Origin of the sequence: Burkholderia anthina (assembly GCF_001547525.1) — a bacterium.
Lineage (GTDB): Bacteria > Pseudomonadota > Gammaproteobacteria > Burkholderiales > Burkholderiaceae > Burkholderia > Burkholderia semiarida.
Genome location: NZ_LNJP01000003.1, coordinates 707724 through 722320, shown reverse-complemented (window position 1 = coordinate 722320; position 14597 = coordinate 707724). Strand labels below are relative to the sequence as shown.

15 protein-coding genes are annotated in these 14597 nt (G+C 65.3%); 9 read left to right on the top strand and 6 right to left on the bottom strand.

Going from position 1 to position 14597, the window contains the following annotated elements; translation table 11 throughout:
- Positions 1 to 46 precede the first annotated feature (46 nt).
- The gene (locus tag WS64_RS23495; RefSeq protein ID WP_060967848.1) at positions 47 to 859 is read left to right on the top strand and encodes an alpha/beta fold hydrolase; all 813 of its coding nucleotides are present in this window, start codon (positions 47 to 49) and stop codon (positions 857 to 859) included.
- A gap of 40 nt (positions 860 to 899) precedes the next feature.
- Here WS64_RS23495 and WS64_RS23490 read toward each other — a convergent pair whose 3' ends face one another.
- Both WS64_RS23490 and WS64_RS23485 read right to left on the bottom strand, forming a co-directional pair.
- Complete coding sequence (locus WS64_RS23490) at positions 900 to 1253, bottom strand: hypothetical protein (protein WP_050018066.1); 354 nt, start codon at positions 1251 to 1253, stop codon at positions 900 to 902.
- Between the two features lie 207 nt (positions 1254 to 1460).
- Complete coding sequence (locus WS64_RS23485; RefSeq protein ID WP_060967847.1) at positions 1461 to 2081, bottom strand: TetR/AcrR family transcriptional regulator; 621 nt, start codon at positions 2079 to 2081, stop codon at positions 1461 to 1463.
- Positions 2082 to 2184: 103 nt separating this feature from the next.
- Here WS64_RS23485 and WS64_RS23480 point away from each other — a divergent pair, with 103 nt between their 5' ends.
- Positions 2185 to 3426 (top strand): glycosyltransferase, encoded by a 1242-nt coding sequence (locus tag WS64_RS23480; protein WP_060967846.1) that lies wholly within the window; start codon positions 2185 to 2187, stop codon positions 3424 to 3426.
- Between the two features lie 15 nt (positions 3427 to 3441).
- On the opposite strand, the gene hutC is transcribed toward WS64_RS23480, so the two are convergent.
- The 3 genes from hutC to WS64_RS23465 all read right to left on the bottom strand — a co-directional run bounded on the left by hutC (position 3442) and on the right by WS64_RS23465 (position 5809).
- Entirely contained in the window at positions 3442 to 4137 is a 696-nt protein-coding gene (gene hutC, locus WS64_RS23475) for a histidine utilization repressor (RefSeq protein WP_059575266.1), read from the bottom strand.
- A 181-nt stretch (positions 4138 to 4318) separates the two neighbouring features.
- The gene (locus WS64_RS23470; RefSeq protein ID WP_060967845.1) at positions 4319 to 5446 is read right to left on the bottom strand and encodes a porin; all 1128 of its coding nucleotides are present in this window, start codon (positions 5444 to 5446) and stop codon (positions 4319 to 4321) included.
- A 132-nt stretch (positions 5447 to 5578) separates the two neighbouring features.
- A complete protein-coding gene (locus WS64_RS23465) occupies positions 5579 to 5809 on the bottom strand; it encodes a hypothetical protein (protein ID WP_060967844.1) in 231 nt (76 codons plus the stop codon).
- A gap of 742 nt (positions 5810 to 6551) precedes the next feature.
- Between WS64_RS23465 and WS64_RS35345 the strand changes: the two genes are divergently transcribed.
- From WS64_RS35345 to WS64_RS23445, 5 genes are all read left to right on the top strand, one after another.
- Positions 6552 to 6698 (top strand): hypothetical protein, encoded by a 147-nt coding sequence (locus WS64_RS35345; protein WP_244166641.1) that lies wholly within the window; start codon positions 6552 to 6554, stop codon positions 6696 to 6698.
- A gap of 91 nt (positions 6699 to 6789) precedes the next feature.
- Positions 6790 to 7479: an ABC transporter permease gene (locus WS64_RS23460; protein WP_060967843.1), complete on the top strand. Its 690-nt coding sequence runs from the start codon at positions 6790 to 6792 to the stop codon at positions 7477 to 7479.
- The gene (locus WS64_RS23455) at positions 7476 to 8189 is read left to right on the top strand and encodes an ABC transporter permease (protein ID WP_059644729.1); all 714 of its coding nucleotides are present in this window, start codon (positions 7476 to 7478) and stop codon (positions 8187 to 8189) included. The genes WS64_RS23460 and WS64_RS23455 overlap by 4 nt, the downstream gene beginning before the upstream one ends.
- Positions 8190 to 8222: 33 nt before the next feature.
- Positions 8223 to 8990 (top strand): ABC transporter ATP-binding protein, encoded by a 768-nt coding sequence (locus WS64_RS23450; protein WP_059575345.1) that lies wholly within the window; start codon positions 8223 to 8225, stop codon positions 8988 to 8990.
- Between the two features lie 81 nt (positions 8991 to 9071).
- Positions 9072 to 9506, top strand: a complete 435-nt coding sequence (locus WS64_RS23445) for a cupin domain-containing protein (RefSeq protein ID WP_060967842.1) — start codon at positions 9072 to 9074, stop codon at positions 9504 to 9506.
- Between the two features lie 227 nt (positions 9507 to 9733).
- Here the strand turns inward: WS64_RS23445 and WS64_RS23440 are convergent, their stop codons facing one another.
- Positions 9734 to 11089 (bottom strand): polyhydroxyalkanoate depolymerase, encoded by a 1356-nt coding sequence (locus tag WS64_RS23440; RefSeq protein WP_060967841.1) that lies wholly within the window; start codon positions 11087 to 11089, stop codon positions 9734 to 9736.
- A 289-nt stretch (positions 11090 to 11378) separates the two neighbouring features.
- Between WS64_RS23440 and WS64_RS23435 the strand changes: the two genes are divergently transcribed.
- Positions 11379 to 12041, top strand: a complete 663-nt coding sequence (locus tag WS64_RS23435) for a glutathione S-transferase family protein (RefSeq protein ID WP_060967840.1) — start codon at positions 11379 to 11381, stop codon at positions 12039 to 12041.
- Between the two features lie 272 nt (positions 12042 to 12313).
- On the top strand, positions 12314 to 14176 hold the full coding sequence (locus WS64_RS23430; protein ID WP_060967839.1) for a methyl-accepting chemotaxis protein: 1863 nt from the start codon (positions 12314 to 12316) through the stop codon (positions 14174 to 14176).
- The last annotated feature ends 421 nt before the right edge of the window (positions 14177 to 14597 follow it).

Here is a 14597-nt window from a genome sequence, read left to right as displayed (position 1 = left end):
GATGCGGCCGCCGACGCGCGGCCGCTTTCATGCAGACGACCGACACATGACCGATATCGTGACCGAGGAGATGACCGTCGAGACGCCGCAAGGGCGTCTCTTTGCGAAACGCTGGCGTGCGGAGCCGGCGCAAGACGCGGCCGCGCCGGGGCCGGCCGCGCCGATCGTGCTGCTGCACGATTCGCTCGGCTGCGTCGATCTGTGGCGCGACTTCCCCGCGCAGCTCGCACGCGCCACGCAACGCGACGTGATCGCATACGACCGCCTCGGTTTCGGCCGTTCGGATCGTCATCCGGGCCAGCTCGGCACGACATTCGTGCGCGACGAGGCCGATCATGCGTTCGTCGCGGTACTGGAACGGCTCGGCGTCGATGCGTTCGTCGCGTTCGGGCACAGCGTCGGCGGCGGGATGGCGGTCGGCTGTGCGGCCGCGCATCCGGCGCGTTGCCGCGCCCTCGTGACGGTCGCCGCGCAGGCGTTCGTCGAGGATCGCACGCTGGCCGGCATTCGCGACGCGGGGCGGCAGTTCGACGAGCCGGGGCAGCTCGACCGGCTCGCGCGCTATCACGGCGACAAGGCCGAATGGGTGCTGCGCGCGTGGGTCGACACGTGGCTGTCGCCGGCGTTCCGCGACTGGAATCTCGACGGCGACCTGCCGCACGTGCAGTGCGCGACGCTCGCGATTCACGGCGAGGACGACGAATACGGCTCCGACGTGCATCCGAAGCGGATCGCCGCGCGCGTGGCGGGGCCGTCGTCGTTCCTGTTGCTCGCCCGTTGCGGGCACATGCCGCACCGCGAGCGAACGGACGACGTGCTGGCCGCCGTCGCGACGTTGCTGCGCGACACGGGCGCTTGAGCGCGTTCGCCATCGCCGGCGGGCATCCGCCCGCCGGTCGTCAGAACGAAAGCTGGATCGCGAGATCGATCGCCAGCAACGCGATCGACAGGCCGATGCCGAGAATCACGTTCGGCAACCGGTGCTCGAAATCGCGATGATCCTTGCGCATCGCGGCGCCGAGCAGGAAGATCGCCTCGACGACGATCTGCAGCCCGACGAACAGCAGCATCAGCAGATACTCGTAGCCCATCTGCTTGAACGCGACGAATTGCATCCCGTGATCGCGGATCCACTGGCCGACGCGCAGCAGTTCGTACACGAACAGCAACGCGGGGAACAGGTAACTGATGAAGTAGGTCGGCGCGGTGGCGTGCCGTAGTTCGAGGTGGAAGTGCTGATGCGTGGTAGCCATCACAACCCTCCTTGCAACGCATGATTGCGGTCGCGACGGCGGCGCGATTGCGTGCGAACCAGGGGATTGCCCGATGCACAGTGCGCAGCCGTACGTCATCAGCATACTGCTGCGCGCGGAATTTGGCATGCAATGCGTGTGTTCGTTGTAACAGTGTGTATGCGCCGCGCGACGCGTTGGCCGCGTCCCGCCGCCGGTCGTGCTGCGTCACCGTTTCGCTTCCGCGCCTTCGATGAACAGCTTCGCGACCGCCTGAAACTCCCGTTTCAGCGACAGTCCCGGCACGGTCAGCCAGCGCAGCATCGCCGCGAGATACAGGTGATGGAACCAGGTTGCGAGCTGGTCGGCCCGCAGCGTGCGGTTCAGTTCGCCGGCCTGCTGACCGGCTGCGATCAGTTGCCGCCACACCGGCGCGATATCGCCGCCGTTCTCTCCCGCACGCTCGGGTTCGGCCGCGCCGATGCCGAGGAAGCGATGCCGCAGGTACGCGAGCAGGTACGCCGGATGTTGCTCGCACCAGGCGGCCGACGCGTCGAGCACGCAGCCGATGCGCGATGCAAAGGTCTTGCGCCGCGCGACGTCGTGCTGCAGATGCGCGAGATCGCGCGCGAGTTCGCCTTCGAGCCAGTGCGCGAGCACGGCTTCCTTCGTCGGAAAGTGGTTGTACAGCGTGCGCTTCGCGACGTCGGCCTCGGCGGCGATCTGCTCCATCGTGACGGCCTCGTAACCGTGCGCGTCGAACAGGCGCGCGGCGGTGGCGGCAAGATGCGCGAGCATCTGAATGCGTTTGCGCGCGCGGCGGCCCGGATCGTCGGTCGGAATCGTCATGGCAGGGGTTGATTGAAAGTGTACGGATTGCATTAGTATACGACGTGCACTTTTTTTTGAATCCAACCTTTTCGGCTTTTCCGCCGTGTACGAGGCGCCCCGCATGAAACTCGTCATCGCCACCTACGGCACCGAAGGCGACACGCGTCCGCTCGCGGCGCTCGGCCGCGCGCTGATGGATGCCGGTCACGACGTCCGCCTGCTGGCCGATGCCGCGACGCTCGGGTCGGCCGTCGCGCTCGGCGTGCCGTCGGCGCCGCTGTCCGGCGACATCCGTCGCGCGATTGCGCCGGAAGGCGTGTTGGCCGATGCGGTGCGCGGGCGCGGCGGCTTCCACGATACGTCGAAGGCGCTTGCCGCGATCGCGAATGCGAACACGGCCGCGTGGATGCGCGAAGTCGCGGACGCGTCGGCCGGGTGCGACGCGCTTCTCGTGTCGGGGCTTGCATCGTTCGTCGGATTGTCGGTCGCCGAATATCGCGGCATACCTGCGATCGGCACGGGCATGATCCCGATCACGCCGACCGCCGAATTCGCGTCTCCGTTCCTGCCGCCGGGGAAGTTGCCGCGCGGGCTGAATCGCGCGAGCCATCGGCTCGTGAACGCGTTGCTGTGGCAGGCGTTCAGGAAATCGACGAATGCCGCGCGCGCCAGCGTGTGCGGATTGCCGCCGCGCAAGCGCGTGTGGGCCGACCATCCGATGCTGTACGGCGTGTCGCCGGCGCTGTTGTCCGGCCCCGCCGACTGGCCGGCGAACGTGCACGCATGCGGCCAGTGGCGAATCGATGCGCATGCATGGGCGCCGCCGCCCGACCTGTCGGCGTTTCTCGACGCGGGCGAGCCGCCCGTGTACGTCGGTTTCGGCAGCATGGCCGGCTTCGATCGTGCGGCGCTGGCCGCCGCGCTGACGCATGCACTGGCCGGCCGGCGCGCGCTGTTTTATCCGGGCTGGAGCGGCATCGATGCGTCGCTGCTGCCCGCGCACATCCGCGTGATCGACGACACGCCGCACGACTGGCTGTTCCCGCGTGTCGCGCTGGCGGTGCATCACGGCGGGTCGGGCACCACGCATTCGGCGGCGCGGGCCGGCATTCCGTCGGTGGTCGTGCCGTTCGCGGGCGATCAGTTCTTCTGGGCGAACCGGCTGCAGCGGCTCGGTGTCGCCGATGCGCCGATCGCCGGCAGGCGCATGGACGCTGCCGCGCTGGCGCGGGCGATCGCGTTTGCCGAGCGCGGCGACACGAAGGCGCGTGCGACGGAGCTCGGTGCGCGCCTCGCGCGGGAGGATGGCTTGAAGCTGGCCGTCAGCGCGATCGGACGATGCGCGCAACCGCGCGCGAGGTGAGCGCGCGCATCGGCATCAGAAATGCCCGGTGAACCGGTAACGGCTGCCCGGATGCCACAGATTGGCGACCGACGCGACCATCCCTTGCGACCACGTGCGCCGGTGCAGCAGCAGGCACGGCTCGCGATCGTCCATCGTCAGGTGGTGGCGCGTTTCGGCGTCGGGCATCGCGGCCTCGATCCGGTATTCGACGCGCTGCAGCGGCGCGACGCGCGTCAGGTACTGGTTCGGCGTCGTCGTCGTGAAGTCCTGCAACGCGTATTCGGGTGCGCAGGCCGGATTGACCCAGCGTTCTTCCAGTTGCACCGGCGTATCGTTCTCGAAATGCAGCACGCGCGAATGGAAGATCGGGCTGCCGGCGTCGAGCCGCAGTTCGTCGGCGAGCTTCGCGTCGGCGACGGCCGCGCCGACCTGCAGCACCTGCGCGCGATAGCCGTGGCCGCGCGCGGCGACTTCGTCGGAGATGCTGCGGATCGCGACGAGCGTGGATTCGTATTTCGGCGACGCCACGTAAGTGCCCGAGCCGCGCGTGCGCGTGAGCACCTGTTCGGCGGTCAGTTCGCGCAGCGCGCGGTTGACGGTCATGCGCGCGACGTTGAATTCGCGCGCGAGCTCGTTCTCCGACGGCACCTGGTCGCCTTCCGCCCATTCGCCGGCATGAATGCGCGCGAGGATGAAGTCCTTGATTTCCTGATAGATCGGTGTGGTCATGGGATCACGATTCAGAGTCGGCGGCGGGCCGCCGCCGAATGCCGATCCGGCGCGCGCCCGGCGCCGAGTGTACCGGTTTCGCGGGCGCGCCGGCCCGGATTCCCGGAATGATCCCTGTTCGGCCGGCGCGCGTCCATGCGGGATTGCACAGAGCGGCCGGCCTTCGACGGCCCGCGCGCGGTCAGAACCGATGCCGGATGCCGACCGTCGCGACCACCTGCGTGCGCGTCGACGAAGCCGCGAGCCCCGTGACGTTCGCGAACCTGAGCGTCGCGCCCGACGGCACGCCGAACGCGTGCTGGTACACGGTTTCCGCGTACACGTCGGTGCGCTTGCTCAGCGCGTAGTCGGCCATCAGCGTCGCCTGGTGCCACTTCGGCCGGTGGCTGCCGGTTGCGTCGTCGTAGCGGCCGCCGGTGAACGTATAGGCGAGCGCGAACGAGACCGCCGGCGTCAACGCGTAGCGCGCGTTGACCTCGTAGTTGTCGAAGCGCAGCGCGTTCAGCGCGCCGGGCAGCGACGACGCGGCCGTCTCGTCGAACATCGAGTGCGTCCACAACGCGCCGATCGTCAGCCGATCGAACCCATAGCTGCCGCCGGCGCCCATCACGCGCTGCCGGACGGCCGGGAAGTTCGGCGCGTCGTTCGTCGACAGTGCGCCGCCGGCCGTCAGGCCGCCGCGATTGAGCTGCAGGTACGCGGCGCCGAGGCTGACCGGCCCGTTCGCGTACGACACGCCCGCGCTGTATGCGCGGTTGCTCGCGAAGCCGCCGGCCGCGTTGCTGAACCCGTACAGGCCGCCGAACTGCCAGCCGGCGAGCGTCGGGCTCGTGTATTTCACCGCGTTGTCGATGTAGAACGAATCGTCGATGTTGTCGTTGTCGAACGGATGCGACGCGAGGTTGTTGCCGTCGCCGTTGTTCGCCAGCGCGAGCGGGCCGAGGTAGTCGACCACGGCGTCGTATTGACGGCCGAGCGTCAGCGCGCCGTACCGGTCGCTCTGCAGCCCGACATACGCACGGCGGCCGAACGTCGTATTTCGATAGGACTGCGTGCCGTTGTTCAGGTTGAAGCCGCTTTCGAGGCGGAACAGCGCGTGCAGGCCGCCCCCGAGATCCTCGTTGCCGCTCAGCCCGAAGACCGTATTCGACAGCAGCCCGCTGCCTTGCTGCCACGTGCTTTTGCCCGACTGGTTGTTCGTATAGGCGATACCGGCATCCAGTATCCCGTAGAGCGTGACGCTGCTTTGCGCGTGCGCGGCGGCGCTGAAGAGTGCAAGCGAGAGGGTTCCGACAACTGCTTTTTTCATTGCATGTATTTCCTGGAAAGGCCCGTTGCGACGGGAACGGCGATCCGTCACGCGTGCCCGTGCGAACACGCGTGTGCGAATCGATGAAAGCGGGAGCGCGTGACACGTGTCACGCGCGGCGGCGAATGCCGGCTAATGCTGCAACAGGCGGATCGTGCCGAACTCGGCGGCCGGCAGCACGCGCAGGATCGACAGGATCGCGGGCGACGCCTGCGAGCGCGCGACTTCGAACTCGATGCACGCGCGCCCGGTGCGGCTGTCGAGCGAGGCCGTGTAGCAGTTGAGCGCGGCGCCGACGGCCTGATGCAACTGGCGCCGCACGAGCGCAAGGTCGTCCGATTCGACGCGGATCGACAGCAGCACGAGCGAGTCCGCGGCACAACGACGCCGAGAACGGGCGGGCGGCAGACCGCGTGAAGCAGCGCATTCGGTTCTGGTCGATTTCATGTGTTCATCCCCGGCTCGCATCGTGCTCCGCACCGCGGAGATCGCGTATCGGACATGGCGCCCATTCTAGGAAGCGCGGTGACGATGCGGTGTATAGACTCGCGCCCACCCCGAAAAGAACCCGTAAAAACGCCGTACGCCTGGTTTCGCCCCGACGAGTTCGGTCTTCTCGTAAAGGCATTCGCTTGCGCGGCGTGCGCAGGTACACGGCGAACTTGCGCCGCACATGCCAACCGCGGCCGATTCCGTCCGGGCATCCACCGGCGGAATCGCCATTTGCCCGCCGGCTGGTCGGGCCGGGAACGGTCGGCTCGGCGAACGGGAAACCTGACGATGGCTGGATAAGTATAGACAAGTGAAGGCGCGTCCCTGGTCTGGAACGATCGTTGGGAGAAGTCCCGTGTTTAGCTTGATGGGATGGTCAATCAATTGAAAAACAAATAAAAAATGTCATCGGTGAAAGAATCCGCCGACGACTAGAGATAAATCCGGATTGCCGGGCATTCCTCCGAAAAGGCAAAGTTGTATGTACAACTTTGAGCGTCGCCGGAAGGGGCGATCGCCGGGTTGGCAGGGTTCGCGGCGGGGGCGCGGTGCCGGCGGCGCCGGCGCGGGCTGCCCGACAGGGCCCGCCCAGTTCGCCTCGGACAGGAACGCCATGAAGAAACTCGCGCTCAGTATTGCCCCCGCTTGCATCGCGATCGGTGCCCACTCCAACGATGGGTCGACGATCCGCTTCGGTACTTCGCATTCGACGTCTACGGCGGTTGATCAGCCCGCGCGCCGCGCGCTGCGCCCGGGCTGATGAGCAGGCTGCATCACTCAGTGCGCAGAACTCGTTTGATGCGCGGTTAATGGCTATTGACGATCCAGCCACATCGTTCCGGATTCTTCATATGATCTTCCAAGGATTTGGCCCACTGCTGTGGGCCGGCACGGTCGAGACCGTGAAGCTCGCGGTGCTGTCGCTCGCCGCGTCGCTCGTGCTGGGCCTCATCGGGGCGAGCGCGAAACTGTCGACCAACCGCATGCTGAAGTCGATCGGCACCTTCTATACGACGCTGATCCGCGCGGTGCCCGATCTCGTCCTGATGCTGCTGCTGTTCTACGGGATGCAGATCCTGCTGAACAACGTTACCGACGCGCTCGGCTGGCGCCAGATCGACATCGATCCGTTCGTCGCCGGCGTCATCACGCTCGGCTTCATCTACGGCGCGTACTTCACCGAAACGTTCCGCGGCGCGTTCCTCGCGGTGCCGCGCGGCCAGCTCGAAGCCGGCTTCGCGTACGGCATGAGCGGCTGGCGCGTGTTTCGCCGCATCCTGTTTCCGCAGATGATGCGCTTCGCGTTGCCGGGCATCGGCAACAACTGGCAGGTGCTCGTGAAGGCCACCGCGCTCGTGTCGATCATCGGCCTCGCCGATGTCGTGAAGGCGTCGCAGGACGCCGGCAAGAGCACGCTCGACTTCTTTTTCTTCACGCTGGCTGCGGGCGCGATCTACCTCGCGATCACGACGGTGTCCAACGTCGTGTTGCATCACCTCGAGAAGCGTTATTCCGTCGGCGTCCGGAGGCTTGCACTGTGATCGAACTCGTCAGCCAGTACTGGCAAAACTTTCTCTATACCGACGGCTATCGCTTCAGCGGCCTCGCGATCACGCTGTGGCTGCTGGTCGTGTCGATCGCGCTCGGTTTCGCGCTTGCCGTGCCGCTCGCGATCGCGCGCGCGTCGTCGAACCGCTGGATCTCGGGCCCCGTGTGGCTCTACACGTACGTGTTCCGCGGCACGCCGCTCTACGTGCAACTGCTCATGTGCTACACGGGCATCTACAGCCTGCAGGTCGTGCACGACCACGTGCTCCTCGACACATTCTTTCGCAACGCGATGAACTGCACGCTGCTCGCGTTCGTGCTGAACGAATGCGCGTATGCGACCGAGATCTTCGCGGGCGCGATCAAGGCGACGTCGGCCGGCGAGATCGAGGCCGGGATGGCCTACGGGATGTCGCGCTTCAAGCTCTATACGCGCATCATCCTGCCGTCCGCGCTGCGCCGCTCGCTGCCGAGCTACAGCAACGAAGTGATCCTGATGCTGCACGCGACGACGCTCGCGTTCACCGCGACCGTGCCCGACATCCTGAAGGTCACGCGCGACGTCAATTCGGCGACGTACATGTCGTTCCAGGCCTACGGCATCGCGGCCGTGCTGTACGCCGTCGTCGTGTTCGCGCTCATCTGGGTGTTCCGCAAGCTCGAGACGCGCTGGCTCGCGTACCTCGCGCCGCGCAGCCATTAACGCATTCGCATGATCCGCAACGAAGGACTCCGCATGTACAAGCTTACCGTTGACAACCTGCACAAGAAATTCGGCGACAACGAGGTGTTGAAGGGCGTGTCGATGAAGGCGAAGGCCGGCGACGTGATCAGCATCATCGGCTCGAGCGGCTCCGGCAAGAGCACGTTCCTGCGCTGCATCAACTTCCTCGAACAGCCGTGCTCGGGGCAGATCACGATCGGCAGCGAGCCGATCCAGACCACGCGCGAGCGCAACGGCTCGCTGCGCGTGGCCGACCAGAAGCAACTGCAGCGGATGCGCACGAAGCTGTCGATGGTGTTCCAGCACTTCAACCTATGGGCGCACATGACGGTGCTCGAGAACGTGATCGAGGCGCCGATGGCCGTGCTCGGCGTCGGCAAGGACGAGGCGACCGCGCGGGCGCGCACGTATCTGGAGAAGGTCGGGCTCGCGCCGCGCGTCGAGGGCATGTATCCATCGCACCTGTCGGGCGGCCAGCAGCAGCGCGTCGCGATTGCGCGCGCCCTCGCGATGGAGCCGGAAGTGATGCTGTTCGACGAGCCGACATCCGCGCTCGATCCGGAGCTGGTGGGCGAGGTGCTGAAGGTGATGCAGAAGCTCGCCGAGGAAGGCCGCACGATGGTCGTCGTCACGCACGAGATGGGCTTCGCGCGCAACGTGTCGAACCACGTGATCTTCCTGCATCAGGGGAAGATCGAGGAAGAGGGCGATCCGCAGCAGATTCTCGTGAATCCGAAGAGCGAGCGGCTCAGGCAGTTTCTGTCGGGACGGTTGAAGTAAGCCCGCGCGCGTTTTGCGCCGCCGCAAACTGGAACGCTAAATGCTTGTCTCGCGTGATCCTTTCGATAAAGGAGCACCGCGATGAGCACGCCGACCACCACTGCTTTTTCCCACGTGAAGCCGCAGGACACCTCCTTTCAAGGCGAGGGCCTGCGCGACTTTTTCCTGTACCGCGATCTCGGTATCGCCGCCGCGACGAACGGCAAGGTCGTCGCGCAACTCGTCAGGGCCAATCATGCACCGGAGGCGGGCACCGGCTGGCACCGTCACGAGGCCGAGTTCCATATCGTGATCATGCTGAAGGGCTGGGCGCGCTTCATGTACGGCGAACAGGAAACGCTGGTGGCCGCCGGCGACTGCGTGCATCAGGCGCCGGGGATCGTCCACTACCTGTTCGACTACTCGCCGGACATGGAGTACCTGGAGATCGTCGGGCCCGCCGACTTCAAATCGATCGACGTTGAAGGCCCGTGCGCGGTGCCGGAGCCGACGCCGTGGGGTGAGGCCGGTGCCTAGCTGGCCGGTTGGGTGTGCGTTTTCGAAGAACCGCCTGCATTCAGGCGGTTTTTTATTGATCCGCTGACTTCTGCGGTCCGTTCTTCGCTCCCGCACATTGCTTCGAATTCCAAAGGGTTGCGAAGATCCGCGCGAGGGGTTTTGCTCGCACGCCGCTCGAATGTCGCGGCCAACATCACCCCGCATCTCTGGCGGGGCGGGGCAATTCACCGTGGCGCCAGCCGCGTTCAGTGCGCGTGATCCGATTCCGCCTCGGTCGCTTCGTCGATCCCGGATGCACGTGCATCGAGCAGCGCACGCAGCGTGACGTAGTGCGCGCCGCTCATGTCGCCTTGCGTATCCGCGGTGCGATCGTACGGCTCGTTGTCGTGGATCGTCGCCCGCACGATCGGATAGATCTGTGTGTCCCACCGACTGCCGTTGAACACGCCGTAGTGCCCCACACCCGTCTGTACATGGTGCGTCTTCAGGTACGACGGTAATCCCGAACACAATTCCTGCGCGGCCACCGTCTGGCCTACTGCGCAGATATCGTCTTTCTCGCCTTCGATCGTCAACAGCGCGGTGCGATGAATCGCCGCCGGTTCGACGAGCGTGCCGTCGACCGTCAGTTCGCCGCGTGCGAGCGCGTACTGCTGGAACACCTTCTCGACCGTTTCCAGATAGAACTCCGCGGTGAGGTCGGCCGTCGCGAAATATTCGTCGTAGAAGTGCCGCAACGTGTCGGCTTTCGCGGGGTCGCCTTTCGCGCGTTCGTAGTACAGATCGGCGAACGACGCCGCATGCCGGTCCGGATTCATCGACATGAATGCGCCGACCTGCACGAAGCCCGGATACACGCACCGCTGCGCGCCGACGAAACCCGCCGGCACCACGCTGATCAGGTTGCGCTCGAACCATTCGATCGGCTGGCTCGTCGCGAGTGCGTTGACCTTCGTCGGATTCACGCGGCAGTCGATGGGGCCGGCCATCAGCGTGAGGCTCGCGGGCTGCGCCGGATCGCCGCCGGCCGCCATTAGCGCGACCGCGGCCAGCGACGCGACGGTCGGCTGGCAGATGGCGAGCACGTGTGCGTCCGGGCCGATGTGACGGAGGAAGTCGATCACGTGTGTGACGTATTCGTCGAAACCGAAACGCCCGGCCGCCAGCGGGATGTCGCGCGGGTTGTGCCAGTCGGTGATGTACACGTCGTGATCGGCCAGCATCGTGCGCACCGTGCCCCGCAGCAGCGTCGCGAAGTGCCCGGACATCGGCGCGACGATCAGCACGCGCGGCTGGCGCGCGACCGGCCGCGCCTTGCGGAAATGCAGCAGTGTCCCGAACGGCGTGGCCGCGGCCGCTTCCTCGACGATCGGCACCGTTTCGCCGTCGACGACGACCGATGCGATCCCGAACGGCGGACGCCGATGCGAGAACGCGCAGCATTCGAGCAGTTCGCACAGCGCGTCGACCATGCGGCCCGTTGGTGTCGATGTCACCGGCGGCCACAGCGACATCGTCGCGCGCGTGGCGGCCGCCCAAGCGCGCGCCGGGCGCAGGCATTCCGCAGACCATTGATAAAACGGATAGGCAAGCAGATTCATCAGACCGCCGCTCGTGACGCCGCATTGCAGGGAACGAGGCAAGCCGTATGCCAGCATGCGGCTGGCACGCGCGTTGCAGCGGTTCGGGAGCGCGGCGACGCGCGCGGTACGTGATGAGCGGGGTGCAGGCGATGCATGGCCTTGCCGGTCGGCATCGCGACATGTGTCGCGATGCCGTGCGACGGCGCGCCACTTCGGCGAACCGATCGCACAGGTGTGGTGCGGCCGGTCATGCGGCGCGTCCGTTTACGGTGCAGGGGCACGAACGACATTCAGCAGGGGGAGCGACATGGAATCCAACGCACGGACGATGCTGACCATCAGCAGCCGCAATTACTCGTCGTGGTCGATGCGCGGCTGGTTGCTCGCGAAGCTGAGCGGGCTCGCGTTCGAGACGATCAGCGTGCCGATCGATGCCGCTTCGCGCGCGGAGCTGCTGCTGCTGTCGCCGTCGATCCTCGTGCCGTGCCTCACGCACGACGGCAACGCGGTGTGGGACACGCTCGCGATCGCCGAATACCTGAACGAGATCCGGCCGCAGGCGCGGCTGCTGCCCGACGAACGCCATGCACGCGCGCATTGCCGGTCGATCTGCGGCGAGATGCATTCCGGCTTCAGCGCATTGCGATCCGCGCTGCCGATGAACCTGCGGGGGCATTTCCCCGGCTTCCGGATCTGGTCGCGCGCGCAGCACGACATCGAGCGGATCGTGACGATCTGGCGCGAGTGCCTGGTCGAGTACGGCGGCCCATGGTTGTTCGGGGACGAGATCGGCATCGCCGACGCGATGTATGCGCCGGTCGTCACGCGCTTTTTGACCTATGACGTGAAGCTCGAACCGGACGTCGCCGAGTACTGCATGCAGGTGCTCGCGCACCCGTTCGTCGCCGAGTGGATCGACGCGGCGAAGGCCGAGCACGAAGACATCGACGAACTCGATATGGAGTTCTGACCTGACGCGGGCGATCGTGGCGGGCATTTCAATGCTCGTCGCGGGTAACGATGCGGCATCAAGAGCGCGAAACCGGCGCGTGACGATTTCCGTCGCGTATTGATTGGCGTTCAGGTTGCGCCGTTTCTGCCTATATAGGCGGCCGCATATGCCAGCCCGACAACAACATAACGAATCTCGAATGATCGCTATCTGAAATCAGCGATGCGTTTCCGCGCCCGCCTGCCGATAACCCAATCTGGCTCAGACCGAGCGGTTATCGAGGGTTCCCCATGCATTTCTGGCGCAAGCTTTCCATTCAGAACAAGCTGATTCTCAGCATGACGAGTTGCCTGCTTGTATTCGTCGCGATTTCGAGCGGGCTCAGCGTTCGTCTGATCGGCAACGCGGTGCGCGATCGCGTTGTCCGCGAAGAGTTGCCGACCGCTGTCAACGGCATTCGCGCCGACGTGCAGCGCCAGATGGCCGGCCCGATCGCCGCGTCACGCATTCTCGCGCGCGATGCGTTTCTGCTGCAATGGGAAGCCGACGGCGAACCCGATGCCGGCACGCGTAACTGGATTCAGCTCGCGAAGAACGTGAAGGACGAGCAGAAGGCCGCGTCCGTGCAGTGGGTGTCGGTGAAGAGTGGCAACTATTACAACGAAGCCGGCTTGCAGCGGAAGGTGACCGACAAGGATCAGTGGCTGACCAACTTCCTGTCGTCCGGCAAGGCGTACGACGTGAACATGGATCGCGAAGTGACCGTCGGCGGCTACATGATGTTCATCAACAGCCGCGTGGAACTCGACGGCGTGCCGGTTGGCGCGGCAAGCATGAGCCTGTCCGTCGATGCGCTCGCGAAGGGCATCTCCGCTTACCGGATCGGCGACACCGGGTTTGCGTACCTCGTGCGTCCCGACGGCGCGATCATGATGCATCGCGATACGTCGCTGATCGATGGCAAGCATTTCCTGAAGGATGAGCCGGGCCTGCCGGGTGATGCGTCGGCGACGCTGCTTGCGGGCAAGCCGTATGCGTACCTCAGCTACGAGGGCGATGGCGGCGCGCGTTTCATCGCGACGTCGTTCATTCCGGAGCTGAATGCGTATGTGGTCGTTCAAGTGCCGCAGGCCGAACTGCTCGGGCCGGTGACGCGTGCGATTCGCAGCGCGGCGCTGGTCGCGGCGGTGGTGGGGCTTGGGGTTGCGTTGCTCGTGATCTGGCTGGTGGGGCGTGCGATTGCCGCGCCGATTCGCCGCGCGGCGACGCTGTTGTCGGAGATCGCGAGCGGTCAGGGTGACTTGACGCGCCGCATGGCGGTGGAGAGCGAGGACGAGATCGGGCAGTTGTCGGATGCGTTCAACCAGTTCGTGTCGTCGCTGTCGACGCTCGTTCATCGCATTCGTGCGGCGTCGGCTTCGATTGCGACGGGGTCGGCGCAGATCGCTTCGGGGAATGCGGATCTCAGCGAGCGCACCGAAGGGCAGTCGAGCAACCTGGAACGGACGGCTTCGTCGATGGAAGAGATCACGGCGGTGGTGCGCAACAACACCGAGACGGCGGCAACGGCCGCGAAGATGATCAACGGTGCGGCGGATACGGCGGCGCGCGGCGGGCAGGTGGTGGGCGAGGTCGTGACGACGATGGAGCAGATCAGTAACGCTTCGCAACGAATTTCCGAGATCATTGTGATGATCGACAGTATTTCGTTTCAGACGAATATTTTGGCGTTGAATGCGGCGGTGGAGGCGGCGCGGGCGGGGGAGCAGGGGCGTGGGTTTGCTGTCGTTGCCTCGGAGGTGCGGAATTTGGCGCAGCGTAGCGCGCAAGCGGCGAAGGAGATCAAATCGCTGATCGAGCATAGCGCGGGGACGGTGGGTGCCGGGTCGCGGCTCGTGAGTGAGGCGGGGAAGGTGATGAGCGATGTTGTCTCGCAGGTTCAGGGCGTTAGCGCGATGATGAGCGAGATTGCTGAGGCTAGCCTGGAGCAGAGTGCCGGGATCGATCAGATCGGGGATGCGGTGCAGTCGCTCGATCAGATGACGCAGCAGAATGCGGCTTTGGTCGAGGAAAGCGCGGCGGCCGCGGAGAGTTTGAAGCAGCAGGCGGCGGAATTGACCAAGCTGGTTTTGGCTTTTAGAGTGGATGAGTGAGGGTTGATTTGGCGTTTGGAACTGGGGTGTTTCTGAAGGCGGCTGCCGTGGGGTCACAGTGGCGTTTATAATGAAACGCATTTCCAGATAGAAGGGGATGGGGTAACGTGCGAAGCGTTATTGTGATGACGGGAAGAGGTGAATCTGCTTGTACGGACGGTTTCGCTTTTAGAGGTTTGGACCAAGACGGATGTGGTTGGACGACCGGTCGGTTGATGATGCAAGTCATGTCATCGGCCAAGAGGGTAACGCGTAGTCCCAAAGCCCCTCGAATGCGGCACCAGCGGCATCGGATTGGGCATTGCCCGTGTTCAGCACCGATTGTCGGGTTGTGGCCAGTTCGACTCCAGGTGGTTCCTGATGCAGCCCTGTCATTGCGCATCCGAATCTGACAAAGCGCTTGCAATAATCGAATACTTAC

Coding starts and splice junctions, on each gene's coding strand:
- WS64_RS23495 (WP_060967848.1), top strand. CDS start 47: ATGACCGATATCGTGACCGAGGAGATGACCGTCGAGACGCCGCAAGGG.
- WS64_RS23490 (WP_050018066.1), bottom strand. CDS start 1,253: ATGGCTACCACGCATCAGCACTTCCACCTCGAACTACGGCACGCCACC.
- WS64_RS23485 (WP_060967847.1), bottom strand. CDS start 2,081: ATGACGATTCCGACCGACGATCCGGGCCGCCGCGCGCGCAAACGCATT.
- WS64_RS23480 (WP_060967846.1), top strand. CDS start 2,185: ATGAAACTCGTCATCGCCACCTACGGCACCGAAGGCGACACGCGTCCG.
- hutC (WP_059575266.1), bottom strand. CDS start 4,137: ATGACCACACCGATCTATCAGGAAATCAAGGACTTCATCCTCGCGCGC.
- WS64_RS23470 (WP_060967845.1), bottom strand. CDS start 5,446: ATGAAAAAAGCAGTTGTCGGAACCCTCTCGCTTGCACTCTTCAGCGCC.
- WS64_RS35345 (WP_244166641.1), top strand. CDS start 6,552: ATGAAGAAACTCGCGCTCAGTATTGCCCCCGCTTGCATCGCGATCGGT.
- WS64_RS23460 (WP_060967843.1), top strand. CDS start 6,790: ATGATCTTCCAAGGATTTGGCCCACTGCTGTGGGCCGGCACGGTCGAG.
- WS64_RS23450 (WP_059575345.1), top strand. CDS start 8,223: ATGTACAAGCTTACCGTTGACAACCTGCACAAGAAATTCGGCGACAAC.
- WS64_RS23445 (WP_060967842.1), top strand. CDS start 9,072: ATGAGCACGCCGACCACCACTGCTTTTTCCCACGTGAAGCCGCAGGAC.
- WS64_RS23440 (WP_060967841.1), bottom strand. CDS start 11,089: ATGAATCTGCTTGCCTATCCGTTTTATCAATGGTCTGCGGAATGCCTG.
- WS64_RS23435 (WP_060967840.1), top strand. CDS start 11,379: ATGGAATCCAACGCACGGACGATGCTGACCATCAGCAGCCGCAATTAC.
- WS64_RS23430 (WP_060967839.1), top strand. CDS start 12,314: ATGCATTTCTGGCGCAAGCTTTCCATTCAGAACAAGCTGATTCTCAGC.